General features: G+C 39.0%; 23 protein-coding genes, 2 pseudogenes and 1 riboswitch. Of the genes and pseudogenes, 9 read left to right on the top strand and 16 right to left on the bottom strand.

The window, feature by feature from the left end; all coding sequences use genetic code 11:
- Positions 1-798 carry a phosphatidylserine decarboxylase gene (locus tag FPV17_RS08470; RefSeq protein ID WP_035398745.1) on the bottom strand — a complete coding sequence of 266 codons (798 nt, stop codon included), beginning with the start codon at positions 796-798 and terminating at the stop codon, positions 1-3.
- A gap of 93 nt (positions 799-891) precedes the next feature.
- Between FPV17_RS08470 and pssA the strand changes: the two genes are divergently transcribed.
- The 3 genes from pssA (at position 892) to thiD (ending at position 2,941) form a co-directional block, all read left to right on the top strand.
- Positions 892-1,437, top strand: coding sequence for a CDP-diacylglycerol--serine O-phosphatidyltransferase (gene pssA / locus FPV17_RS08465; protein ID WP_318251812.1), 546 nt, complete (start codon positions 892-894; stop codon positions 1,435-1,437).
- 222 nt (positions 1,438-1,659) lie between these two features.
- Positions 1,660-1,935 carry a non-specific DNA-binding protein Hbs gene (gene hbs, locus FPV17_RS08460; RefSeq protein WP_035398747.1) on the top strand — a complete coding sequence of 92 codons (276 nt, stop codon included), beginning with the start codon at positions 1,660-1,662 and terminating at the stop codon, positions 1,933-1,935.
- Between the two features lie 23 nt (positions 1,936-1,958).
- Positions 1,959-2,058: riboswitch (TPP riboswitch) on the top strand.
- Between the two features lie 64 nt (positions 2,059-2,122).
- Complete coding sequence (thiD, locus tag FPV17_RS08455; RefSeq protein WP_035398748.1) at positions 2,123-2,941, top strand: bifunctional hydroxymethylpyrimidine kinase/phosphomethylpyrimidine kinase; 819 nt, start codon at positions 2,123-2,125, stop codon at positions 2,939-2,941.
- 42 nt (positions 2,942-2,983) lie between these two features.
- On the opposite strand, the gene FPV17_RS22385 is transcribed toward thiD, so the two are convergent.
- A complete protein-coding gene (locus FPV17_RS22385) occupies positions 2,984-4,723 on the bottom strand; it encodes a BclA C-terminal domain-containing protein (RefSeq protein ID WP_144558743.1) in 1,740 nt (579 codons plus the stop codon).
- Between the two features lie 344 nt (positions 4,724-5,067).
- Between FPV17_RS22385 and FPV17_RS08445 the strand changes: the two genes are divergently transcribed.
- On the top strand, positions 5,068-6,720 hold the full coding sequence (locus FPV17_RS08445; protein ID WP_144558742.1) for a BCCT family transporter: 1,653 nt from the start codon (positions 5,068-5,070) through the stop codon (positions 6,718-6,720).
- Between the two features lie 35 nt (positions 6,721-6,755).
- On the opposite strand, the gene FPV17_RS08440 is transcribed toward FPV17_RS08445, so the two are convergent.
- A complete protein-coding gene (locus tag FPV17_RS08440; protein WP_144558741.1) occupies positions 6,756-7,568 on the bottom strand; it encodes a uroporphyrinogen-III synthase in 813 nt (270 codons plus the stop codon).
- Between the two features lie 167 nt (positions 7,569-7,735).
- On the opposite strand from FPV17_RS08440, the pseudogene FPV17_RS08435 reads away from it, so the two are divergent.
- Positions 7,736-8,104: pseudogene (locus FPV17_RS08435) on the top strand (sigma-70 family RNA polymerase sigma factor); the annotation flags it as partial.
- 2 nt (positions 8,105-8,106) lie between these two features.
- Here FPV17_RS08435 and FPV17_RS08430 read toward each other — a convergent pair.
- The 4 genes from FPV17_RS08430 to FPV17_RS08415 form a co-directional block, all read right to left on the bottom strand.
- The gene (locus FPV17_RS08430; RefSeq protein WP_367614637.1) at positions 8,107-9,594 is read right to left on the bottom strand and encodes a recombinase family protein; all 1,488 of its coding nucleotides are present in this window, start codon (positions 9,592-9,594) and stop codon (positions 8,107-8,109) included.
- A gap of 159 nt (positions 9,595-9,753) precedes the next feature.
- Positions 9,754-9,954, bottom strand: coding sequence for a hypothetical protein (locus FPV17_RS08425; protein WP_035398891.1), 201 nt, complete (start codon positions 9,952-9,954; stop codon positions 9,754-9,756).
- Between the two features lie 314 nt (positions 9,955-10,268).
- On the bottom strand, positions 10,269-10,520 hold the full coding sequence (locus tag FPV17_RS08420; RefSeq protein WP_144558739.1) for a hypothetical protein: 252 nt from the start codon (positions 10,518-10,520) through the stop codon (positions 10,269-10,271).
- Between the two features lie 35 nt (positions 10,521-10,555).
- The gene (locus FPV17_RS08415) at positions 10,556-11,053 is read right to left on the bottom strand and encodes a kinase (RefSeq protein ID WP_035398895.1); all 498 of its coding nucleotides are present in this window, start codon (positions 11,051-11,053) and stop codon (positions 10,556-10,558) included.
- A gap of 177 nt (positions 11,054-11,230) precedes the next feature.
- On the opposite strand from FPV17_RS08415, the gene FPV17_RS08410 reads away from it, so the two are divergent.
- Positions 11,231-11,635, top strand: a complete 405-nt coding sequence (locus FPV17_RS08410) for a YhjD family protein (protein ID WP_144558738.1) — start codon at positions 11,231-11,233, stop codon at positions 11,633-11,635.
- Between the two features lie 113 nt (positions 11,636-11,748).
- Here FPV17_RS08410 and FPV17_RS22205 read toward each other — a convergent pair whose 3' ends face one another.
- The 9 genes and pseudogenes from FPV17_RS22205 to FPV17_RS08365 form a co-directional block, all read right to left on the bottom strand.
- Positions 11,749-12,426 carry a collagen-like protein gene (locus FPV17_RS22205; protein ID WP_367614633.1) on the bottom strand — a complete coding sequence of 226 codons (678 nt, stop codon included), beginning with the start codon at positions 12,424-12,426 and terminating at the stop codon, positions 11,749-11,751.
- A 498-nt stretch (positions 12,427-12,924) separates the two neighbouring features.
- Complete coding sequence (locus tag FPV17_RS08400; protein WP_144558737.1) at positions 12,925-14,145, bottom strand: collagen-like repeat preface domain-containing protein; 1,221 nt, start codon at positions 14,143-14,145, stop codon at positions 12,925-12,927.
- A 657-nt stretch (positions 14,146-14,802) separates the two neighbouring features.
- Positions 14,803-15,159, bottom strand: coding sequence for a nuclear transport factor 2 family protein (locus FPV17_RS08395; RefSeq protein WP_144558736.1), 357 nt, complete (start codon positions 15,157-15,159; stop codon positions 14,803-14,805).
- 1,211 nt (positions 15,160-16,370) lie between these two features.
- Positions 16,371-16,772: an ArsI/CadI family heavy metal resistance metalloenzyme gene (locus tag FPV17_RS08390; RefSeq protein WP_144558735.1), complete on the bottom strand. Its 402-nt coding sequence runs from the start codon at positions 16,770-16,772 to the stop codon at positions 16,371-16,373.
- Positions 16,773-16,827: 55 nt separating this feature from the next.
- On the bottom strand, positions 16,828-17,142 hold the full coding sequence (locus FPV17_RS08385) for an ArsR/SmtB family transcription factor (protein WP_144558734.1): 315 nt from the start codon (positions 17,140-17,142) through the stop codon (positions 16,828-16,830).
- Positions 17,143-17,422: 280 nt separating this feature from the next.
- Positions 17,423-17,554 carry an IS3 family transposase gene (locus FPV17_RS22520; RefSeq protein WP_144557520.1) on the bottom strand — a complete coding sequence of 44 codons (132 nt, stop codon included), beginning with the start codon at positions 17,552-17,554 and terminating at the stop codon, positions 17,423-17,425.
- Positions 17,536-18,354 (bottom strand): annotated as a pseudogene (locus tag FPV17_RS08375) (IS3 family transposase); the annotation flags it as partial. The pseudogene FPV17_RS08375 and the gene FPV17_RS22520, both read right to left, overlap by 19 nt.
- On the bottom strand, positions 18,237-18,788 hold the full coding sequence (locus tag FPV17_RS08370; protein ID WP_144558732.1) for a helix-turn-helix domain-containing protein: 552 nt from the start codon (positions 18,786-18,788) through the stop codon (positions 18,237-18,239). The gene FPV17_RS08370 and the pseudogene FPV17_RS08375, both read right to left, overlap by 118 nt.
- 101 nt (positions 18,789-18,889) lie before the next feature.
- Positions 18,890-19,423, bottom strand: coding sequence for a hypothetical protein (locus tag FPV17_RS08365; RefSeq protein WP_144558731.1), 534 nt, complete (start codon positions 19,421-19,423; stop codon positions 18,890-18,892).
- Positions 19,424-19,709: 286 nt separating this feature from the next.
- Here FPV17_RS08365 and FPV17_RS08360 point away from each other — a divergent pair, with 286 nt between their 5' ends.
- The 3 genes from FPV17_RS08360 to FPV17_RS08350 all read left to right on the top strand — a co-directional run bounded on the left by FPV17_RS08360 (position 19,710) and on the right by FPV17_RS08350 (position 22,495).
- Positions 19,710-20,558 (top strand): LolA family protein, encoded by an 849-nt coding sequence (locus tag FPV17_RS08360; protein ID WP_144558730.1) that lies wholly within the window; start codon positions 19,710-19,712, stop codon positions 20,556-20,558.
- 20 nt (positions 20,559-20,578) lie between these two features.
- A complete protein-coding gene (locus FPV17_RS08355; protein WP_035395996.1) occupies positions 20,579-20,788 on the top strand; it encodes a DUF805 domain-containing protein in 210 nt (69 codons plus the stop codon).
- Between the two features lie 382 nt (positions 20,789-21,170).
- Positions 21,171-22,495 (top strand): IS3 family transposase gene (locus FPV17_RS08350; RefSeq protein ID WP_144558729.1). Its coding sequence is split into 2 segments (ribosomal slippage): positions 21,171-21,540 and positions 21,540-22,495, totalling 1,326 coding nucleotides; the frame shifts between segments, so codons are not numbered across the junction.
- Positions 22,496-22,529: the final 34 nt, after the last annotated feature.

Below are 22,529 nucleotides of genomic sequence, written 5' to 3'. Positions count from 1 at the left end.
TTACCAGATGTCCAAGGGGGTTCTCTCTTTATGCAATAGACCGATTTTCTCGCCCACTTTCACTTCATTGCTGCTTAACTCTAAAGTAAATGTGTCCTTTTTAAACAAAAGAATAACAGTAGAACCGAACGAAAAGTAACCAACTTCCTCCCCCTTTGTCCATCGGGGATCTGTTTTTGTCCGCACAATTGTATTGATATTCATAGCTCCAACCTCAATCATAGCAGCTGAAACACTTTCAGCTTGTAAATAATTTACCGTCCGATAATTGTGGGATAGAGGTTTAACACCATACTTTAAGCCTGTTTCATTTACTGGATAAGAACGATTTCCTAAGCTTACGGTCTCTGTACAAACGCAATTGAAAGGGCTATGAATACGATGATAATCCCGGGGGCTTAAATATAAAATGACATACATTCCCCCATTATAGTCAGAAGCTCTTTCATTTGATTGCAACATCTCTTCAATTTTATAAGTTTGACCCTTCACAACAAAGCTTGTCTCTTCGTTGATGATACCTGTTTCTTCACAACGGCCATCTACTGGTGACACAACACTTTCAGCGGACTGATCAATTGGACGTTTAGCCATTTTTATTTGCCGAGTAAAAAAAGAATGGAGACTTTTGTGCTCAGCATATGGTCGCGCAGATTCTTCAACATTAATCTTATAAGTCCTAATAAAAAGTGGAATGAAAGGTTTACTTAACCTCGACATTGTAAACCGTTTTATTAGTACAGAGCTCCATTTGTGATTGGTTAATTCAACACTTATCTGAAAGATTTTCCTTTTCATCTCATCACCTTTAACACATTATTTCCTCATTGCTAATCATTTTATGGTATACTTTGGTATTATAGCACGTAAATAAACTCGAAAAGAGGTGAAATGTACGTGTTTTTATTAAATCAACTCGTCTCTACGCGTAAGAAAATAAAAGGGCAGCTCGCTAACGCGTTAACACTTATTAATTTAGGACTCGGGATTACTGCAATTATGTTTATTTTACAAGGAAGTATTTGGTATGGCTTCTTATTTATAGCTCTAGCTGCTTTGTTTGATCGATTCGATGGCATGGTTGCTAGAAAAATGAAGATTGAATCTGAATTAGGAAAGCAACTAGATTCTTTAAGTGACCTTGTCTCATTTGGTGTCGCACCTGCTCTTCTCGTTCAACAAGCCACTTTGATGCCACTTAGCTTTGTTGGTGGACTTGCTGTTGTTCTATTTATTTTATGTGGTGCGTTGCGCTTAGCTCGCTTTAATATTACTGACTCGCCGAATGAGTTTATTGGTTTACCAATTACAGCAGCTGGATGTATAGTAGCTTTTTCAACATTGTTTACGGAACAGTTGCCAGCTACGTTTTACGTTATTTTCATGATATGTCTTTCTGGATTAATGATCAGCAACATTCGTGTAAAGAAAGTGTAACCGCATTTTCCGTGTAATGTTACTGAAATTGATTCATAAGTCTACTTTTCTATTCTCTAACCTTAAAATTACTGCTTTTAACTTGACAGTAGCAGGATTCATGAGTAAATTAAGGGCAGGCAGTAACGTCTGCCCGCTTATAAAGCGGATTTAAAGCATACATATTATTCTAGCGTAACAGAATAATAGGTTATTCTATGTAAAGAAAAGGAGTTTTTACAGATGAACAAAACAGATCTGATTAATGCAGTTTCCGAACAAGCAGAAATCTCTAAAAAGGATGCGTCAAAAGCAGTAGACGCTGTATTTGAAGGCATCACTGATTCATTAGTGAACGGAGGCAAAGTTCAACTTGTTGGCTTTGGTAGCTTTGAAGTGAGAGAGCGTTCTGCAAGAAAAGGACGTAACCCACAAACTGGAGAAGAAATTGAAATTCCAGCAACTAAAAATCCTGCGTTCAAACCAGGTAAACAACTTAAAGACGCAGTTAATTCATAAGAACGGTTTAACTGTATAATACTAAATTCCACTAGGGGTGCTTGAATGCTGAGAAAAGGGAAACCTTTAACTCTTCAACCTGATCTAGTTAACACTAGCGTAGGGAAGTGGATAAGCAATGCACAATTGCTCAAAACGGCCGCCTCATTGCGGCCGTTTTTTCTTATTTGAAAGGAGGAGGTTAAAAGTGAATCCAATAAGTCATGCCTTAACGATCGCTGGGACAGATCCTACTGGTGGTGCAGGTATTCAAGCGGATTTAAAGACGTTTCAGGAACTGCATGTCTATGGGATGTCTGTCCTCACATCCATTGTTGCGCAGAATACAATGGGTGTGAAAGATATACACCACCTTCCAATAGACTTTATAGAGCTACAGTTACAATCGGTTATAGAAGATATCTATCCGCATGCAATAAAAACGGGCATGATTGCACAAAAAGAAATGATGGCGCTCTTAGCAACGAAACTCCGTTCGCTTAAAGATGTTCCTTACATTTGTGACCCCGTTATGATGGCTAAAAATGGTGACGCTCTGTTAGAAAAAGATGTACGCTCTTTTTTACGCGATACATTAGTACCTTTAGCAACCATCGTCACACCCAACATTGCGGAAGCTGAAGATTTGATAGAAATGAAAATTGATACACTTGAAGATATGAAAAAAGCTGCTGAGCGTATAATACATGAATTAGGTGCTCATTACGTAGTCATTAAAGGTGGTAGCTTAAACGGAGAAGCTACGGATGTTTTTTATGGCAAGAGTTGTGGGTTTCATATATTAGATGCACCAAGAACCGATACGAAACATACACACGGGACAGGCTGTACGTTTTCTGCAGCCATCACGTCTGAACTGGCAAAAGGAGTATCTGTTTTTGATGCAGTAAAAAAAGCCAAACAATTTACAGCTGCAGCCATAGCCCATTCTTTAAATATTGGTCATGGTTACGGACCTACAAATCACTGGGCTTATCGTTTACACGCTTCTTCTAGTCAGAATTAATTGCTATGTAAAGCCTACCTTATTTGGTAGGCTTCTGTTCACTTAAGAAATGCGAATGATGCTTAGGGCTGCTCCTTGACCAGAAACAAGAACGGCAGCTCCTAATAAACCAAACAATTCTATCTGAACCACATCACCAGCCGCTAAAGTAGTAATCACATTACCTGAGATGTTCGTAACAGCAACACCAGGAGATACTTCAGAAGAGTCTAAAGGTACACCATTAACTGTAAGACGTAGCCCTAATAGTAAACCGGCAGTTAGATTTACACTATACGAAATGCTATAAGTTCCTGCAGTAACGATTGTAAATCCATCATCCTCTGCAGTTATACCTGATGCAATTTGATTATCTGGCACTGGAACTGTTGTACCACCCAACACTACTGCAATGGTCGCTCCACCGTTTGTACCAAATGCATAAGTTGTTGTCAGCCCTTCACCTGTTGGACCAGCTGGCCCAGTAGGACCTGTCACACCAATACTTGGAAGAATTAATTCAAAGTCTGCTGATGTGCCTGGTGTGCCTGTTGGTGCATCCACTAACACCTGATAAATTGAACCGTCAAACGATACTAACTCTCCTGCTGTTAACGTTGGTGCCGTAGCAGGATCGAATACCGTTACGCCATCTAAGCCAACACCGGTTGGACCAATTGGACCTGTTGGACCTGTTGGGCCTGTTACTCCATCTAGTCCGGTTGCTCCCGTTGGGCCGGTTACCCCATCTAGTCCGGTTGCTCCCGTTGCTCCCGTTGCTCCCGTTGCTCCTGTTACTCCATCTAGTCCGGTTGCTCCTGTTACCCCAGCTAATCCGGTTGCTCCCGTTGGGCCGGTTACCCCATCTAGTCCGGTTGCTCCTGTTGCTCCATCCAATCCGGTTGCTCCCGTTGCTCCTGTTACCCCATCTAGTCCGGTTGCTCCCGTTGGGCCGGTTACCCCAGCTAATCCGGTTGGGCCCGTTGCTCCGGTTACTCCATCTAGTCCGGTTGGGCCCGTTGCTCCATCTAATCCGGTTGCTCCTGTTGCTCCATCCAATCCGGTTGCTCCCGTTGCTCCTGTTACCCCATCTAGTCCGGTTGCTCCCGTTGGGCCGGTTACCCCATCTAGTCCGGTTGCTCCTGTTGCTCCATCCAATCCGGTTGCTCCTGTTACTCCATCTAGTCCGGTTGCTCCTGTTGCTCCATCCAATCCGGTTGCTCCCGTTGGGCCGGTTACCCCATCTAGTCCGGTTGGGCCCGTTGCTCCGGTTACTCCATCTAGTCCGGTTGGGCCCGTTGCTCCGGTTACTCCATCTAGTCCGGTTGCTCCCGTTGCTCCTGTTACCCCATCTAGTCCGGTTGCTCCTGTTGGGCCGGTTACCCCATCTAGTCCGGTTGCTCCTGTTGCTCCATCCAATCCGGTTGGGCCTGTTGGACCCGTTGCCCCTGTTGGACCTGTTATTCCTGTCGTTCCAGTCCCACCATCACCTATAACAAGTTCGTATTCTGGTGAGGTTCCAGGATCCCCTACTGGTGCATTAACTAGAACTCGATAAAGACTTCCATTAAAAGAGACAAAATCTCCAGCAACTAAACTAGGACGAATACCTTCACTGAATGGAATGATACTGTCTAGCCCTAGTCCCGTTGGGCCTGTCGGGCCTGTTATACCAGTTCCACCACCTGCAGGGCCTGTCGGTCCCGTTGGGCCTGTTGGACCTGCTATTCCATCTAGGAAGCCCCCACCGTTTCTAAGAGTTCTTGAGAAACGTTGTACGTTGTCACAATTATAAAAATCCATTTTTAGCTCCTCCTACTTTTATTGCTGCTTACATTACAGCTATATAATTTTATGTTTTAGCGAACCATAGTGTTTGTGTAGAAACCATGGTTCTAGAAAATAGGTGTCACCTATTTTCTATGCAACTTTAGAAAATCATCGTCAACTCGGTTTTAATACTTTTAAAAAAAGAAAATCGTACTTGCTTACTACTAGGTTGAATTGATTCCAGAATCGAACGAATAATAAAGTATAGATAATCAAAGGCCGTTTGTCCTGCTCTTATTAAAATTAGACATCGAAGCAATAGATCTTTATAATCTGCTTATGCCCATTAATACATAATTACGTTAGGAGAACTTTCATTGAGAAAAAAGACCGCCGGTACACTGACAAACGTTTTTTATTGGACGCTAGGCATTTTAATTGTTTTTGTAGCCATTGGCATCCTCTTTCCTAACCAGCTTGAAGCTATCACTGCGACTGTACGCCAATTTATAGCTAATTTCTTTGGCTGGTACTACTTAATTGTCGTCACCATTTTCTTGTTGGTTTGCCTATTTTTTATTGTTAGCCCGTTTGGAAGGTTACGCCTCGGAAAAGAAGAAGATCGTCCAGAGTACAGCTACTTAACGTGGTTCGCCTTTTTATTTAGTGCTGGTCTTGGGGTTGGCTTACTGTTTTTTGGAGCCGCTGAACCGATAGCTCACTATGCCATTGATGCTCCTACCGCAGATGAAGCGACTGGTCAAGCAGCCCTAGAGTCGCTTAAATTCGTTTTTTTGCATTGGGGTTTTCATGGATGGGCAATTTATGCCATTGTCGCTATTTGCCTTGCTTACTTTAATTTCCGCAAGGATATGCCAGGCTTAATCAGTGCCACCCTTTCCCCACTTATTAATCCAAGAGGCTTTTGGGGTCAAACAATCGATGTTATTGCTATTGTTGCGACACTATCAGGTATAGCGACTACACTCGGTTTTGGCGCTGCACAAATGAATGGTGGAATATCTTTTTTAACGAATATACCGAATAGCTTCGGTCTACAACTTGTGATTATTGTTATTGTCACCATTTTATTTTTAATCTCTGCAAGTACAGGAATTGACAAAGGTATTCGTGTTTTAAGCCGCATGAATATGATTTTAGTTATGCTTATGTTATTATTTTTCATGATTTTTGGTGCCTCTTTATATTCTTTAAACCTTTTTACGAACACACTCGGACAATACATTCAGTCGTTACCTGAATTAAGCTTTACCATTGCGCCGAATAGCTCTGAACATCGTGAATGGATTAATGCGTGGACGCTATTCTACTGGGCTTGGTGGATGGCTTGGTCTCCTTATGTCGGAACGTTCATCGCCCGTGTTTCAAGAGGTAGAACGCTAAGAGAGTTTGTTATTGGCGTGTTGCTTGTACCATCTCTTCTTGGCTTTGTTTGGTTTTCTTTCTTGGGGGGCACAGCGATATCTTTTGAATCTCAAGGTCTAACAACGATTTCCAATTTGGCTGATGAAGAGGCCTTATTTGGGGTATTAGGAGCCATGCCATTTAGTACAATTACATCGTATATTACCATTTTCTTAATCGCCGTTTTCTTCATTACATCTGCAGATTCGGCTACACATGTGTTAGGTAGCCAATCAACGAATGGGTCATTAAATCCTCCTACAAAAATCAAGATCTTATGGGGCGTTCTAATGTCAGCAACTGCTGCTGTACTTCTCTATAGTGGTGGGTTACAAGGATTACAAAATACAATGATTGTCGTTGCATTTCCGTTTTCAATTATCATGCTTTTAATGGTTATTTCTCTTTTTAAAGCCTTACGACATGAACAGTTGAAGAAAGAAGTAAAAGAACGTCGTTTGCTACGAGAAATTGCAGAGCTTCGGCAATTTAAGAGTAAGACAGAACGAGCAGAAAGAAAACGTCATAAGCAAGAAGAACAAAAACAGAAAAAAACAGAAAAAACGAAGAAAAAGAAGGGTATTAAAAAACCTAAAGAAGAATAAAGCAAAAACCCGTTGTCTTAACAGGCAACGGGTTTTTACTTGGTAGAAGCTATGTATTTTCCTAAATGAATAATCATTGCACCCATTCTTTCTTTAGCTGGATATACTACATTCGTCACTCCTGATTCATATAAGGCTTCTGCTGTTACCTTTCCGACTGCAGTCACAATGACATCATCTTCAAAACTGGCGATGACTTCTTCTGTAAGACCTCGATTCTCGGCGCAGGAAAAGAGGGCTTTTACTTGTAATGCAGATGTAAAACAAACCGCTTGATAACTTTTAGCCATCACTAATTCTCTTAATAATTGATCCGCTACACTCTCTTCAGGAGGAAGATGGTGGTATGGGAGCCAAGTCGTTAATACGGCTTGTTTGACTGAAAAAAATTGCTCCATTTCTGGCGATGGAATTCCATAAAGTTGGACGACAACATGTTTTTTTTGAAACGGAAAGGCACTTAATTTAACGAGTAAATCCTTTGTTGTACCATCTTCTGATGCAACTTCGTATGAAACGCCTTCTTTCTTTAATGCGGCAATCGCTTTGTAACCTCGAACTGCAATTCTAGCTTTATTCAACTTGTCTACAAACGTTTTTTTTACTCCCATTTCCTCAGCGTGCCGCATAAACGTTTGAATACCGATTCCAGTAGTAAAAACAAACCAGTCCACATTAGCATTCAAGCCATCACGGATCATCGCTCTCACAATTGTTTCATCCTCAATCACTGTACCCTGCATGGAACGCACGCTACTTGTTCCACCTTGTTTCCTAATCAATTCCTCCATCTCATCTGTTTTCCGAGACGCCGTTAACGCAATATGATAATTCGCTAGTAATGTCATCTTTTTCTCCACTTTCTATCTGAACTCGCTGCAACAGCCATTTGTTTTAACCTATCAGACTTGCAATGGTTTCGCAATGATAAGCTTTACACAGAACCATCGTGTATTTTTTTTGTACAGACACGAACATGCTTACGGCTGCATAGGTATATGGAGGAGGTGAACAAATGTCAGGATTACTTGCAGCCGTTTCATACTTAATGAGGGAAGTTATTGTATTTGTTTCCTATGTCAAAAATAATGCTTTCCCACAACCTTTAAGCAAAGAGGATGAAAAAAAGTACTTACAACTTGCTGCTCAGGGTGACCAAGAAGCAAGAAACTTATTAATTGAGCATAACCTACGTCTCGTCGCTCATATTGTCAAAAAGTTTGAAAACACACGTGAAGATGCAGAAGATTTAATCTCCATTGGCACGATTGGCTTAATTAAAGCCATTGAAAGCTATTCAGATGGTAAAGGAACAAAATTAGCCACTTATGCAGCACGATGTATTGAGAACGAGATTCTAATGTCATTACTATTACATAAAGAACTTTAAAGAAGTTGAATGGAAACTTCCCCATCTTTCGATAAGATAATTTCCTTCACTAACATACGCAAAATTTCTTTTTTATCTTCCTCAGAAATAGTATCTTCTTTCAACCATCGCTTTCTAACCTCATCTAACATTAAAAACGAACTGGACACTTCCTTTTGATTATTCACTTTACCTTCAAGCTCAATAAGTTGATTCTTCAACCGTTCCTCTTTACTTTTTAACTCGACGATTGAATCTCTAATTTCTTCTGTATCCATATCTTCAAGCGCAAACAACTGTAGCAGTTTCTTTCTTCCGCTTTTCGCCTTATCAATTTGCTCTTTTAAATCATCAATTTGGTCGATTTCAAATTTAGAGAACGTGTCGCCACTTTCTGGTTTGTAATCTTCCAACCTCTCAGGATTATTTAAAAGTTCTTCTATCTTATCCCATATGGTTGTTTCTAACTTATCTGCCCTTACGTGATGCTTACAACCTTCATTTTTTGCTCCTGAGCTATTTTTCACATCTGTATAATACCTGAGTTTCGTACCCCAATTGTTTCTGTATATGCCTGTCATTGTATTCCCGCAATCAGCACACCTTACAATTCCACTCAGGAGATACGTTCTTGCACTGGTACTCTTTGACCACCGTCTACGGGCTTGTTTAAGCAGCTCTTGAGCATAATCAAATTGTTCTTGAACGATTATTTGAGGTATTGCTGTTTCGATCCATTCAGACTGATCTCTAATGGTCATTTTTATTTTGTTATCGGAGGATTTATACTTATTCGCAAGCATACCTTCAGTATTGAACTTATTTTGATAATATGTGCCGGTGTACATTTCATTTAGCAGTATTTGTCTTACCACTTGCCTATGCCAAACACCTACTCCCTTTTTTGTAGGTATCTCTTTGGCCGTGAGAAATTTTGCTATGCCATTCATCCCTTGGATATCTTTAGTTGGTTTTGTAAACATGTCAAAGATAAACCTTATGATATTAGCCTCTTTTTCATTTACGACATACATGCCGTTCTCTTTATCATAATCGTATCCATAAGCATGGCTATTCTTTATTACTTTTCCTTCGATGGCCTTTCGCTTTCGTCCGCTCGTCATACGTTCATTTATTTTAGCTTTCTCAAACTCTGAAATCGCTCCCCTTAAGCTATAAAAAAGTTGCCCTTCTGGAGTGGAAGCAAATTCACCATTTACATATATCATTTCTACATCTTTTTTACGAAACTCATCATCTATAATTAAAGCATTCATTAATTTTCTAGAGAGTCGATCAGGGTCATAACAAACAACTTTTGTTATGAGACCTTCCCTAACGTCTTTTCTTAGTCGCTCTAAATCCGGTCTTTCCAAAAACTCACCGGAAAAACCCTCGTCAACGTATTGAATTACATCATTCGTTCCTGCTTTGTCCTTGCACATCTGTATCTGATTGCGGACACTGTACCCTTTTTTCCCTTGCTCTTCCGTCGATACCCTCACGTATATCGCTATCACGCTCTAGTTCCTCCTTATATCGCTTTATCAGGTAATCATAGCAAAGATGTATGTTCTTGTCCGTATACTTACCAGTAACTACCTTGACTCGCACTGTCATCACTCCTCATTTGAGCGTATGACAGTTACGATTGTCCGAATTACTTATTTAACTAATACGGGGTTTACTCCCATTAAGTTGTATTTATGTAGAAAAGCTAGCGATTTCACCTTTCTCCATACCAAAAATTCCGACTCGTTCGTTTTTGGAGTTAATTCCGAATCAATAATAGAGCCGTTTTTCTTCACGCAAACCATACCTTCTTTATCTTTATCCGACCAAAATGCAATCACCTCAAACTTCATGCTGACACCCCTTTAAACAATGATAAAGCAAACATACATTTATATAGGAAGAAACTCCTTTTCCCATTTATATGTCTGTAGGGCGATATCTCCTCTTTTAAAGGCATTTTATTGGGTAGACATCCCTTTAGTAATTACACTAATACGGAACATATGTTCTTAATAGGGCTAAACTCGCTTTCAAAAAATTGAATTTAAAGTAGATTATTTTTAAAAATGCTATTAATGGCTTGGATCATAGATGAGCAATTCATGCTTAGCCTCCATTTACTTACCGTTCAACGCAAATAAATACCCTGCAAAAGCAGGGTACATTATCCAAAAAATGCTCCGAAAGCGTAACCTAAAGCCATAAATATGAAGATACTCAATCCCATAAATATATTAAGGGCAACTAACAAATAATTTCGACCTAGTGCGGAAAATATTGCCCCAGCTAAACCAAGTACAAATGTAGCAAGAATAAATGGATAACCTTCTTGAAAAATAAAGTTGGGTAACCATACACTAATAGATAGCAATAAACAAATCCACGCAACGTTATTAGCCAGTTTCATATTCTTCAAACCTTCACATCCAATTCTTATGACTTAGGATATAATCAATTTTTAATTTGATTTAAAATTTGTTTCAATACATCCTCTTGCGACATGTCATTAGTGAATAGCATTTCTCCCTGTATTTCAAGGTAATCCTTGGAAGTCCACCAGGCACGTAAAGAGTCTTCTCCGAATTCTGTATTTTTAGTTCTTGTATTGTGCCTTTTGACTGTTTCTTCAAAAGATAAATCGAAATAATATGTATATGCCTCTTGATTATAGTCCTGGATTAAGTTTTTAAGCATTTCACCATATCGGCTTTTATTTAATATTCCTTCTACAATTACAAATTCACACTTACCCCTTCCGTATTCTGCAATTCTGTATATTAAATCGATAGATGGATTTCCATCTCTATCGTGAACCTTTAACATATCACGACGAACAACATCCTGAGAAACCAAAAGTGTCCCTTGTCCTAAAAGATTTTGAAGGCATTTTGCAATTGTAGTTTTTCCACTCCCTGAATTGCCCCTTAAGATAATTAGTTTGGATTTCATGATCTTCCCTTTCTGTTATGTATTTTTTATAATTACATATTAATACTTTAAACTAAGTCTATTTGTTTTACGAACTCGCAAGAGAAAGGATCAATTTTAATTGGTTCTTTTTTCTAGTTATATACGAACGTTTATTCGCGTATACTATCAGTAACCTAAAACGAAGGAAGATCAAATATGGACATTAAGCAAGCTGTGATAGAAATTGCGAAAGCCGCACCTTTTGAAGACTTGGCCGCGAAGGAAATCGACAACCGTCCAGAGATAACAATACGCGTTTATGTGATTACTCGTCTAACTAGAGAGTATATACACAATATACATGACCAAAATTTCGATATGCACCAACAGATGCTTAAATTGATTGCTGACGATCTTTTCTTGATGAGAAGTTTCTTCCGCAAAATGAATATCCGTGTTGAAGACAATCCAAGTGAATCAGAGCTAAAATCACTACACTGGCGTTACTGGATAAATGGGCGAACAGGCACAGTTGGAGGCACAAAAACAGTATTAAAAAAGAATATTAAAGAAACCTTATTAAGATATAGAAAGCGGCTAAATGATGAAATGTCCTTTTGAAAAAGGCTTTGAGCGACGCTTAGATGATATGGATGAAGACCATGTTACCGCTAGATAATGAGTTTTTAGCCCCACAAAAAAGCACCCCTTATAATAGGTGCTTTTTGTAGTTACTAAGTCAACTTCGTAATGACTAATGTTGTATTTGTATCATTATGAAGTTGAGCTGGTGTTGCATTTGCATTAACAATTTGTACAGCGACAGGTACTGTAGTAACGTTAACGATAATCTGTCCAGCGGTAGGACCACCACCATCACCTGTGAAAGGTAGCGGTGTAACTGGCACCCCATTTAAAGTTACATTAAAATCTGCATTTCCCTGATTGTGTACTACAAAATCAATTTCGTAATAACCTGGTTCATTTATAGTAACTGTATCAGAAGGAGGGGTAAAACTTATAGCTGTACCGACTGCAAAACCGTTTGTAAACACTATAGCAGTGTTTCCAGGCACTGTATCGGTACCGGTGCCAGGATCAACTCGAAAAACACTGGCAAAGCTAGCCAATCCGGTTCCTGTCGCTCCAGTCGCTCCTGTTGCTCCTGTTGCTCCTGTTGCCCCAGTCGCTCCGGTTGCTCCTGTTGCTCCTGTTGCTCCTGTTGCTCCTGATAGACCCGTTGCTCCTGATGGTCCAGTTGGTCCCGTTGCCCCTGTTGCTCCTGTACCCGGTCCTGTTGGTCCAATCGGTCCTGTTGCTCCTGTTGGACACACCACACATTTATTATTAGGACGTTTAAATTTCTGAATATTTTGGTCACAACCACAATTGTCTTTAAACTTTTCAAACATTTGTATTATCACCTCCTTATATGCATACTATGTAACATTAAATTGAGGTGATTGTTTATCCGCACAAGAATTAGGGATTATTTACTGTGTAGTAATGATTTTCACATAAAAAAGCCCCCTCTAATAGGAGGCTAATTAGGAGGTTACTCAAAAAAGGATAATACTTTATATGCATTAATTATTATATTTGTTCTCATTTCAACAAAATTATAAGGCTAATAACTTTCCTCTTTTGATTTATTGGTGGGCGAAATAGCATAAAAGCTTGTTTTACATGATTAAGTGTTGTTTTGAGGATCGACTGTGGAATGAAAGCTTAGCGGGTATAAGTGATGAGGATAAGCGCTTGAGTGTTACTAAGTCGTCATAGCTTATGGAATTAATAAGTTATTGATTCTTTTTTTCACCTTCAATTTGCTTCTGCATCAAACTATGTACTGAAAGATACTACAAGACTATCGTAGCATCTTTCTTTTTATAAAACTTAGCATTAATCATCTATGCTAACTTTGTAATGACTAATGTAGTATTCGTATCGTTATGGAGTAGTGCTGGCGTAGCATTAGCATTAACAATCTGTAGCGCTACAGGAACAGTAGTCACGTTAACAATTATCTGTCCTGAAGTCGGTCCACCGCCGTCTCCTGTAAATGGTTGCGAAGTGACAGGAACTCCATTTAAAGTTACATTAAAGTCCGCATTCCCTTGATTGTGAACAACAAAGTCAATCTCATAAACACCAATCTCATTTATAGTTATTGTATCCGAAGGTGGAGTAAAGCTTATAGCCGTTCCTCCCGCAAATCCATTGGTAAAAACAATCGCTGTATTACCAGGTACTGTATCAGTTCCAGTCCCCGGGTCGATTCTCCAAACACTTGCATAACTTACAATTCGTTCTGGTCCAGTAGCACCCGTTGCTCCTGATGGTCCTGTCGGTCCTGTTGCTCCTGTCGCTCCGGTTGCTCCTGTTGCTCCTGTCGGTCCTGTCGGTCCTGTTGCTCCTGTCGCTCCGGTTGCTCCGGTTGCTCCTGTTGCTCCTGATGGTCCTGTCGGTCCTGTCGGTCCTGTTGCTCCTGTTGCTCCTGTCGCTCCGGTTGCTCCTGATGGTCCTGTCGGTCCTGTTGCTCCTGTCGCTCCGGTTGCTCCTGTTGCTCCTGTCGGTCCTGTCGGTCCTGTTGCTCCTGTCGCTCCGGTTGCTCCGGTTGCTCCTGTTGCTCCTGATGGTCCTGTCGGTCCTGTCGGTCCTGTTGCTCCTGATGGTCCTGTCGGTCCTGTCGGTCCTGTTGCTCCTGTCGCCCCGGTTGCTCCGGTTGCTCCTGTCGCCCCGGTTGCTCCGGTTGCTCCTGTCGCCCCGGTTGCTCCGGTTGCTCCTGTCGCTCCTGCTGCTCCTGTCGCTCCGGTTGCTCCTGATGGTCCTGATGGTCCTGTCGGTCCTGTTGCTCCTGTCGCTCCTGATGGTCCTGTCGGTCCTGTCGGTCCTGTTGCTGCTGTCGCTCCGGTTGCTCCTGTTGCTCCTGTTGCTCCTGATGGTCCAGTCGGTCCTGTCGGTCCTGTCGGTCCTGTTGCTCCTGTTGCTCCTGTTGCTCCCGTACCTGGTCCTGTTGGTCCGGTCGGTCCCGTCGCTCCGGTTGGACACACCACACATCTATTATTAGGACGTTTAAACTTCTGAATATTTTGGTCACAACCACAATTGTCTTTAAACTTTTCAAACATTTGTAATTTCACCTCCTTACATACATGCATTCTATGTTAGATGAATTTGACATGATTGTTTGAACGCACAAAAATTAAGAATTATTTATTAACAAATGATTTTTACATAAAAAAACCCCCCTCTAAAGAGGAGGCTAATTAGGAGGTTACTCAAAAAAGGATAATACTTTATATGCATTAATTATTATATTTGTTCCCATTTCAACAAAATTATAAGGCTAATAATTTTCCTTTTTTATCTATTGTTGGGCGCAATAGCATAAAAGCTTGTTTTACATGATTAAGTGTTGTTTTGAGGTTGCTTTCGAACTGCGTTTTGAGGATCGACTGTGGGAAGAAATTTTTGCAGGTATAAGCGATGAGGATAAGCGCTTGAGTGTTACTAAGTCGTCGTAGCTTATGTGGCGGAAATGACAAATGTCGTTGCGTATGGAGACCGATTGATGACCTTTAACCAGTTATGTGATCGTTTAGCAATTTCATAACGACTGTCTCTTTTCTTTTGTACGATGGTAGCGTCAGGAAAATGCGGATTTACAACGTTAAGGAAAATAAAGCATAAAAAATCAGTTCCTTTACAACGTTTAGGAACCGATTTTTTAATTTAGCTACTGACTTACACTAAAGCCCACGTTAGTGCATTAAGAATTAATGTGATTAAGCTGTTGGTGTACCTTGATGAAATTGCATTTTCCACTTTCCATCAGTTAATCTCCATATCGAACTACGTAAGGAATGTTGTTTACTTACTTCGTTATATATTCTGTAAGTTGTTAAAACTATTTGTTCAGACAATGGATGAATTTCAAAATCACTCAATTTCATACTTACCGCACTAAGACTCAATTCATCAATGCTCTCATTTTTATACAAAACCTTACCAGAACTTCCGTACTCAAAAAAACCTTCTGAAAGTAATTGAGTAACCTCATCTTTTGATGCCCTGATTTCTGGTTTTAACAATTTTTCTTCCAAATCAAGTAACACTTCTTTTAATGTAAATTTATCATCCACTTCAGATTCACCTATTCCATCTCTCTATAGATAATATTAAGTTGAAGGCTGGGCTCTCCTCAGCCAACCTGCTTCAATACTTGAAAATCATTAATATGTACCAACTTAAATCTGATGTTTATTTAATTCTTTTATATCTCAGAGAGTAAAGATATGAAAACTTATCGAGTTCTGTTTCTCAATCCACAAAATAACGCTTTGGGATTTTATAGGATCAATAATTTGAATTTCACTTAATGATTCCCCTTCTAAATATCTGAATTTCACCCCTTTGAATTCACCATCTTGAAATACTGATTCATATTTAGGAATTTATAACAATGAATTTTCTATTGCTAACTAACTTATCAATGCTAACTCTTTTTTCACTCTTATTGCTACTTCTTTAGTTTTAGGAAACCTAAATACAATTTCATTATTTAGAATAAGAATATCATTATCCACCCACTTTGCTTAGTCATCACATGATTTATCGTGATATCAGGATGGGTGTTTTTAATTATTTGAATTAACTGATCTCCCTCATTTAAAAGAGCCTCCAAGGAACAAACTTTTTAATACCAATTATTTCAAACTGATACGGAGAACACAATACATTTCTTACAAAAAAATCTTAGCCTGTACTTGATAAGCCCACGCGTTTCAATTATTAAACTAACCTGCCCCCAATAGTTTAATTAAGTTTCACGAAGCAATATAAGGGGTCCTGAACGACTAATTAAATGCGATACTACCCCTGCTACCTCAATCCATTATCGTGTGAGGCTTGTGATGTTCTCTATGAAGAGTGGGATTTGCTTGATGACTTTTGTGAAACAAGTAGTGCTATAAAAAAGATAATTAATTCATAAGGAGTGTCTAAAGTTACCATCATAAAAATCATGAGTACATTTTCTTTTGCTTTATTTTTAGGTGCACTTACCACTGGAATACGAATGGGTTTAGGGGCTTCTATTGTAAATGCAGGTGAGAGATGGGGCTTTGTAATTGTCGAATTTGTTTTGCTGTCACTTGTTTCAGCAGTAGTGTTTTACTTAGTTTTTAATTTAATAAAGAGACTCTTACTAAAGACTTCTCATTATAAGAGTTAATAAGCAAAGGGTGAGACCTTTTTGCTTATTTACCTTAATTCTTTCGAGTACTTGGTTTCAAAGAAAAGAGACTACTTTGAAAGGTAGCCTCTAATTAGAAGTATGTTTATTTAAGTTATATTAGTTTATACAGCACACTGTACTGTCTTCTGTATTTAAATCTTGTTTTGTATAGAAGTACTCCCATTCATTCCCATCAGGATCAGTTACCCAAAACTTGTCTTGAATAGCATAACAACAATTTGTATTCATTTCTTCTCTTGCGAAAAAACCTTCTTTTTCTAATCGTTCCTTATGCATTAACACTTCTTCTTTTGAATTAACTTGAACACCTAAATGATTAATGATATTGCCTTGTACTTCATCTACTTGCGTTAACGTCAGGTTAAGATTAGGTTCCGTTGTTAAAAACTTCACGTAACCATCTTTTTCTTTAGCAGGGGTGATACTGAGAAACCTTCGATAAAACTCCTTGCTTTCTCCTAAGTTTTTTACATTTAAACCAATGTGTACATTCATCATTTTCACACTCTCCTTAATCAATTTTTTTTGATTAATAATATATAAATTAAAACCGCTACTTAGACGGTTTTAAAATACAACATAGTTGCTCTGAAAGGATAGAATCCACATGTTCACTATTAATGCGGTAATAGCTCCAGGTTCCTCTTGTTTCTTTCAGTAAAATTTTTGCGTCGGTCATTATTTTTAGGTGATACGATAGTTTAGATTGGGGCATGCTTAATTCCTCTGTTAAATCACAAACGCACATCTCTCCTTGAACACTTAATAAATTTAATAAATGTAACCTTTTCGCATCAGCTAAAGCTTTAAATTGTTTTTCGTATGTCGTTAGTTGATCTGGTGTTAACCTACTTGTGGTTGCATTCATAAAAGTCACCTTCCTAAAATCAACTTTTATTGATTAATAAAAAGATAACACGAACAATCACATAAATCAACTAATTTTGATCTATTTATTTTAACATGATGTACAGAGAAACTTTACATCCACAATAATGGGTTTGCACCTAATATCAAGCGATTATTAAATGACTAATTACATACGGTGCTACCCTGCTCCCCCAATGCAGGATCGTGTAATGACCAGCTTTATAGCCCCCTTGAGACCTCGCTGAGAAGGTAGTGACCCCCAATAGTTAGAGTTTCATTTATGCAGTTAATTGGCTAAACTGAGTTCGGTATTGTACCGGGCTTAGTCCAGCCAATTTTTGTTTTATTCGCTTTGTATTGTAATATTCGACATACGCTTCGATTCGTTGTTTTAAGATCTCAAAGTCCACAAGAACTTCACATAGTACATTTCCTGTTTCATGATGCCGAAAAAGTTCTCCGTAGCTTCATTGTCTGCACACGTCGCTTTACCAGACATACTTTGATAAATCTTGTTTTCTTTCAACGTGCTTAGCCATCGTTGATGTTGATAATGCCACCCTTGATCCGAGTGGTATCGAGCATCTTTTTTCATAATCGTAATGACCTGGTCAAGTGGTTTTAGAACTAAATCGAGCGTTGGTTTTTTCGTTAGCCCAAACGAAAGGATTTCCCCATTATACAAGTCCATAATCGGACTGAAATACAGTTTTTGACCTTCGGTACATTTAAACTCAGTGACGTCCGTCACTACTTTTTGGATACGAATACTTGTCTTAAATCGGCGATTTAAGCGGTTTTTGGCTACCTTCCCGACCGTCCCTTTATAGGAGCGATACCGTGACTTACGTGTAAACTTTGCACACATCAACCCTAATGCTTTCATAAGCCTCTGAACTTTTTTATGATTGATGACGTATCCTCTCTTTCTTAATTCTGAATGAATGCGACGATAGCCATACCTTCCTTTATGCTCTTGAAAAAGTTCACGAATCAGTGCTTTCCACTTTTGATCTGGGTCGGATTTCTTGAATTGGTTCATATGATAGTGATAAGTTGCTGATGGTATACCGACCTTGGCCAATACGCTTTTTAATGGGAATCCTTCTTCTTTGAGTTCGAATGCCAGCGCTGCTTGTGCTTTTCGAGGAAGGTGTCCGGGTTCTCCCGAAAAGCGTTCAACTTTTTTAAATAAGCAACCTCCAAACGAAGCTCTTCGATCTCCGTTTCTAATTGTTTTTCGCGTGATTCTTCTTTCTTTACTGGTTGTTTTTTCTTTTTCGTCATGGGAGGTCGTCCTTTCGGCTGATTCAGACCTTCCACGCCTTTTTCTCTATACTTCTTTTTCCAATTAGAAATTAAAGGTGGGTTGGTTAACCCAAATTCAATCGCTGTATCTTGGAACGAGGCGCCAGTCCGTTCCATATAGTGTAATACATCGAGTTTAAATGAAACAGAGTAAGTTGCCTTTTTACGTTTTCTTTTAATCCCATCTACGCCAAACGCTTGAAATGCGCGTACCCACCTTCGAATGATTTTTGTATCAGGGATGTTATATTTTTTAGCGAGTAATTGATACCCCAGGTATCCATCTACATATTCTTTAATGATTTTCAGTTTAAATTCGTCACTATATTTTGACATAGAAAAAACACCCCAAGTGCTAGATTTTCACTCTAACATTTGGGGTGCAGCACCGAAGCGGAGTTTTATATTAGCTAAAAATGCGTTGGAGTTCAATATTTTCAATCAAAGACTACATCTTCGACAGTTGAAAATTTGTATCTGTCGTTCTTTGTTTCATAAGTCGCTTGAACAGTGAACATTGCTGTCCCATTAAATGCTTCACCATCATAATTCTCTGACTCAATCTCGTATTTAAATGATACATCGTACAAAGTGTTTCCGTAGTCTATAAGAATTGTATCCTTATTATGTTCAACTAATTCCATATCTCGCTCCTCAGTCCGACTTATGAGTTCCTCTTGAAGCTCTTCAAAAGTTGAAAAAGTTGTATCAATAAGACCGCTCTCAAAATCTTCTCTCGTATATTCTCTAATATCTTTTGAACCCTCACTTATTTCAAGTAATTCTATTAGCTCATAACTTGATACCTCTGCAACTTGATTTTGCACCTCGTCATCCACGTCTAAACTATAGACATCTCGCCCACCATTCTCTAGAAACTGCTCTAAAGTTTTTTGCGTGTTTCCTTCAAGTGTACGTATACATCCGGAAAGCACAAATATTGTTAATAAGCTTATTACCAAACGTTTCATGTCAACACCTCTAAAAGATTATTCCCTAATTCTACAGCATTTAACCTATTTTAAAAAACGATAACTCCCCTAATTATATAGCCCTCTAGCATGGCTTTATTAGAACACTGATCAAAAAGTAGTACCCGCCAATAATTAAAGTTTCATTATACTGTTATAGAATTTTGGAATGCCCTACTAATAAAATTAAGATTGCTTTCTTCCAGATTAAATCCAAATTTGATGTTTAACATTATGTTGAAAGGGCTACAAGAGGAGAGAAATCATTACATCTAGGAGTGAGAAAATGAAGAAAGCACTTGTGGTTGCTCTTTGCAGTACGACTGCTCTATTGGTTGCCTGTAACGATAATTCAAATGGAGAAGAAAACGATAATAACACGGCAAATGAAGAAACAGAAATGACCGAAACAAATGACGAAACTGACGAAACTGATGATACGGATGAAGACACGATGACAGCCGAAGATGTTGTGAATGAAGCCATTGCTTTATTCGGTGATCTTGAAAGCCTTTACGTAGAAATGGAAGGTAGCGGCGATGTTGATTTCGGATCAGAGGACATGGACGAAGAGTTAGATGATGCCGAAATGGATCTAGACATGAATACAAGAGAATGGATCTTCGTCGAAGGCGAAGACATGTATAATCGTACAGAAACTGAAATTGGTGTTGGTGTTGAAAATGATGAAGAATCAAGCGCTGATGAAATGATATCGTATGGTTTCACAGATTACGACGATCCCAATTACATGATTATGTATGATGAGGGTGATACAGAAGCAACTCGCGTTGAGAACGCTATGGACTTCGATTTTACAATGTTAGCAGAAGAGTATAAGGATCTTCTAGATAACGCCGAACTAACTTTAGTTGGGGAAGAAGAAGTAAATGGTTATCAATCATATCATATTGAAGCAGAGATGGACGATGAAGTACGTTCTTACTGGTTTGATACAGAAAACTTTTACGCTGTTCGCTTAGAAGTTGAAGCTGGACAGGACGAAGAAGGTGGCTTCTCAAGTCAAGATGATGTTATTGATTATGAATTGAATCCGTCATTTGATGAGTCCCTTTTCCAAGTTCCAAACGGTATAGAGGTAGTTGATGGAGATGCTGGAGATACAATCGAATAATAAAACTGGAGGGGAAGCGTATGGCTTCTTTTAGAGGAAGAGCAAGACATTCACGGTTCCAAAGTATATTAGGGACAATATTTGTCTTACCAATAATAGCAATTCTTGGATTTTTAGACGTTATTCCTGTTTCAGATGCGCTTTCTTGGCTAGCTTTAGGTGCTTTCCTTGTTGGCTTAATAGTACTAATCGTCTCGTTTAAAGGAAAGAATCCAGCAAATGAATCCTAATGATAAGTAGGTATAATTAGCATACCTCATGCGGGGGGATGCTTTTAATTCGCGTCCGAGTTATATGTGTTTATATCCAACATCAACCGGGTACTAGATTACTAATTACATACGATGCTCCCCTGTTCGCCCAATGCAGGATCGTGTAATCACCATCTTTATTAAGCCCCCTTGAGACCTCGCTGAGAAGCGGGGTTTTATTAAGTACATCTAAAAGATTACACTTGAAATAGAGCTGACAACAAATTAAAAAGCCATCCCTAAGGATGAACCTTAACCCGAAAAATGGACACTTTAAAAAGTCCGTTTTTCGGGTTTTTTGTGATCTTTTATTTGAAACCCGTTATAATCAAAACAAATTAAGTAGAACGGGGAATGCGAGATGAGTAAGAGAATTTTTTCGGCGTTTGAACAAAAACAATTAGAGAGCAATCCGAATGTCGATCATATTTCTGATCGATCCATTCGTTATGCTTCAGATTTTAAACTGAAAGCTGTGGAGGAAAATAAAGCTGGGAAAGGTCCAAAAGCGATTTTTCTAGACCATGGATTTGATTTAGAGATGATTGGATCAAGTAAGCCAAATGAATGCTTAAAAAGATGGAGATCCATTTATAACAGCTATGGAAAAGAAGGTTTTTATACAGAGCGTCGCGGGAAAGGAAGTGTTGGTCGCCCTTCTTCGAAGGCCTTATCAGCCGAAGAAAAACTACAGAAGGCTGAAGCACGAATCGCCTTCTTAGAGATGGAAAACGATTTTCTAAAAAAGCTCGAAGAACTAGAAAGGCAGGCGAAGAAGAAGCCTTAACGTTATCAGAAAGATGCCAGTTAATTGAACAAACCATTAGGCAACATCAGCTTAAACGAATGGTTACCTTTCTTTGTCGTATAGCGAGCGTCAATCGATCAAGCTATTATGCTTGGCTAGCAAGTGAAGATCATCGGACACACCGTGAACAACAAGATGAGGAAGACTACAAACTTCTGAAGACTCTCTATAAACAAGGGAAGAAAAGGGAAGGCGGTCGCCAATTAAAAATCAAGTTGGAGAACGACTATGGCGTGATAATGAATCTGAAGAAGATCTTTCGACTTACTCGAAAGTTTCACATTCAAGCCATCATTCGTAAAAAGAATCCTTATAGAAAATTGACTAAAGCAACCCAAGAACATAAAACGTGTGAAAACCATCTAAATCGAGAATTTGTGCAGGTACCAGGTGCGGTCTTATTAACCGATATTACGTACTTATATTTAGCAGATGGAACAAAAGTCTATTTATCTTGTGTCAAAGACGGGACGACGAGAGAAATTGTTACGCATCATTTAACAACCTCTTTGGAGATGAGTACTGTATATAAGACGCTACAACAATTAAATGATGCCTTGAAAGGAAATGTTTACCCTGGTGCTATTCTTCACTCCGACCAAGGCTTTCACTACACACACCCAAGGTACCAAAAAAGAGTAAAAGAACTCGGTTTAACACAGTCGATGTCAAGAAGAGGAAACTGCTTAGATAATGCGTCTATGGAATCTTTCTTTGGACATTTTAAAGATCATGTAGAATCTCGTAAGTGTAAGACGCTCTCTGAATTAAAAGGTAAAGTCGAAGACTTTATTACCTATTACAATTCACATCGTTATCAATGGGCATTAAAAAGAATGACCCCGGAACAATACCGCGGTCATCTACTAGCTGCATAAGGCTTTTTAAAACTGTCTATTTAATGGGGTACAG

The sequence above is a fragment of the Shouchella miscanthi genome (assembly GCF_007725405.1).
Lineage (GTDB): Bacteria > Bacillota > Bacilli > Bacillales > Bacillaceae_D > Shouchella > Shouchella hunanensis.
The sequence above is the reverse complement of the archived record's forward strand: the minus strand, read 5'-3'. Positions and strand labels throughout refer to the sequence as shown.

Excerpts from the sequence above, each read along its gene's own strand:
- FPV17_RS08365 (WP_144558731.1), bottom strand. The coding sequence starts at position 19,423 with ATGAAACGTTTGGTAATAAGCTTATTAACAATATTTGTGCTTTCCGGA.
- FPV17_RS08370 (WP_144558732.1), bottom strand. The coding sequence starts at position 18,788 with ATGTCAAAATATAGTGACGAATTTAAACTGAAAATCATTAAAGAATAT.
- FPV17_RS08390 (WP_144558735.1), bottom strand. The coding sequence starts at position 16,772 with ATGATGAATGTACACATTGGTTTAAATGTAAAAAACTTAGGAGAAAGC.
- FPV17_RS22205 (WP_367614633.1), bottom strand. The coding sequence starts at position 12,426 with ATGTTTGAAAAGTTTAAAGACAATTGTGGTTGTGACCAAAATATTCAG.
- FPV17_RS22385 (WP_144558743.1), bottom strand. The coding sequence starts at position 4,723 with ATGGATTTTTATAATTGTGACAACGTACAACGTTTCTCAAGAACTCTT.
- FPV17_RS08355 (WP_035395996.1), top strand. The coding sequence starts at position 20,579 with ATGGCTTCTTTTAGAGGAAGAGCAAGACATTCACGGTTCCAAAGTATA.
- hbs (WP_035398747.1), top strand. The coding sequence starts at position 1,660 with ATGAACAAAACAGATCTGATTAATGCAGTTTCCGAACAAGCAGAAATC.
- FPV17_RS08360 (WP_144558730.1), top strand. The coding sequence starts at position 19,710 with ATGAAGAAAGCACTTGTGGTTGCTCTTTGCAGTACGACTGCTCTATTG.
- FPV17_RS08410 (WP_144558738.1), top strand. The coding sequence starts at position 11,231 with ATGGACATTAAGCAAGCTGTGATAGAAATTGCGAAAGCCGCACCTTTT.
- FPV17_RS08415 (WP_035398895.1), bottom strand. The coding sequence starts at position 11,053 with ATGAAATCCAAACTAATTATCTTAAGGGGCAATTCAGGGAGTGGAAAA.
- FPV17_RS08385 (WP_144558734.1), bottom strand. The coding sequence starts at position 17,142 with ATGAATGCAACCACAAGTAGGTTAACACCAGATCAACTAACGACATAC.
- FPV17_RS08400 (WP_144558737.1), bottom strand. The coding sequence starts at position 14,145 with ATGTTTGAAAAGTTTAAAGACAATTGTGGTTGTGACCAAAATATTCAG.
- FPV17_RS08440 (WP_144558741.1), bottom strand. The coding sequence starts at position 7,568 with ATGACATTACTAGCGAATTATCATATTGCGTTAACGGCGTCTCGGAAA.
- FPV17_RS08425 (WP_035398891.1), bottom strand. The coding sequence starts at position 9,954 with ATGAAGTTTGAGGTGATTGCATTTTGGTCGGATAAAGATAAAGAAGGT.
- pssA (WP_318251812.1), top strand. The coding sequence starts at position 892 with ATGTACGTGTTTTTATTAAATCAACTCGTCTCTACGCGTAAGAAAATA.
- FPV17_RS08470 (WP_035398745.1), bottom strand. The coding sequence starts at position 798 with ATGAAAAGGAAAATCTTTCAGATAAGTGTTGAATTAACCAATCACAAA.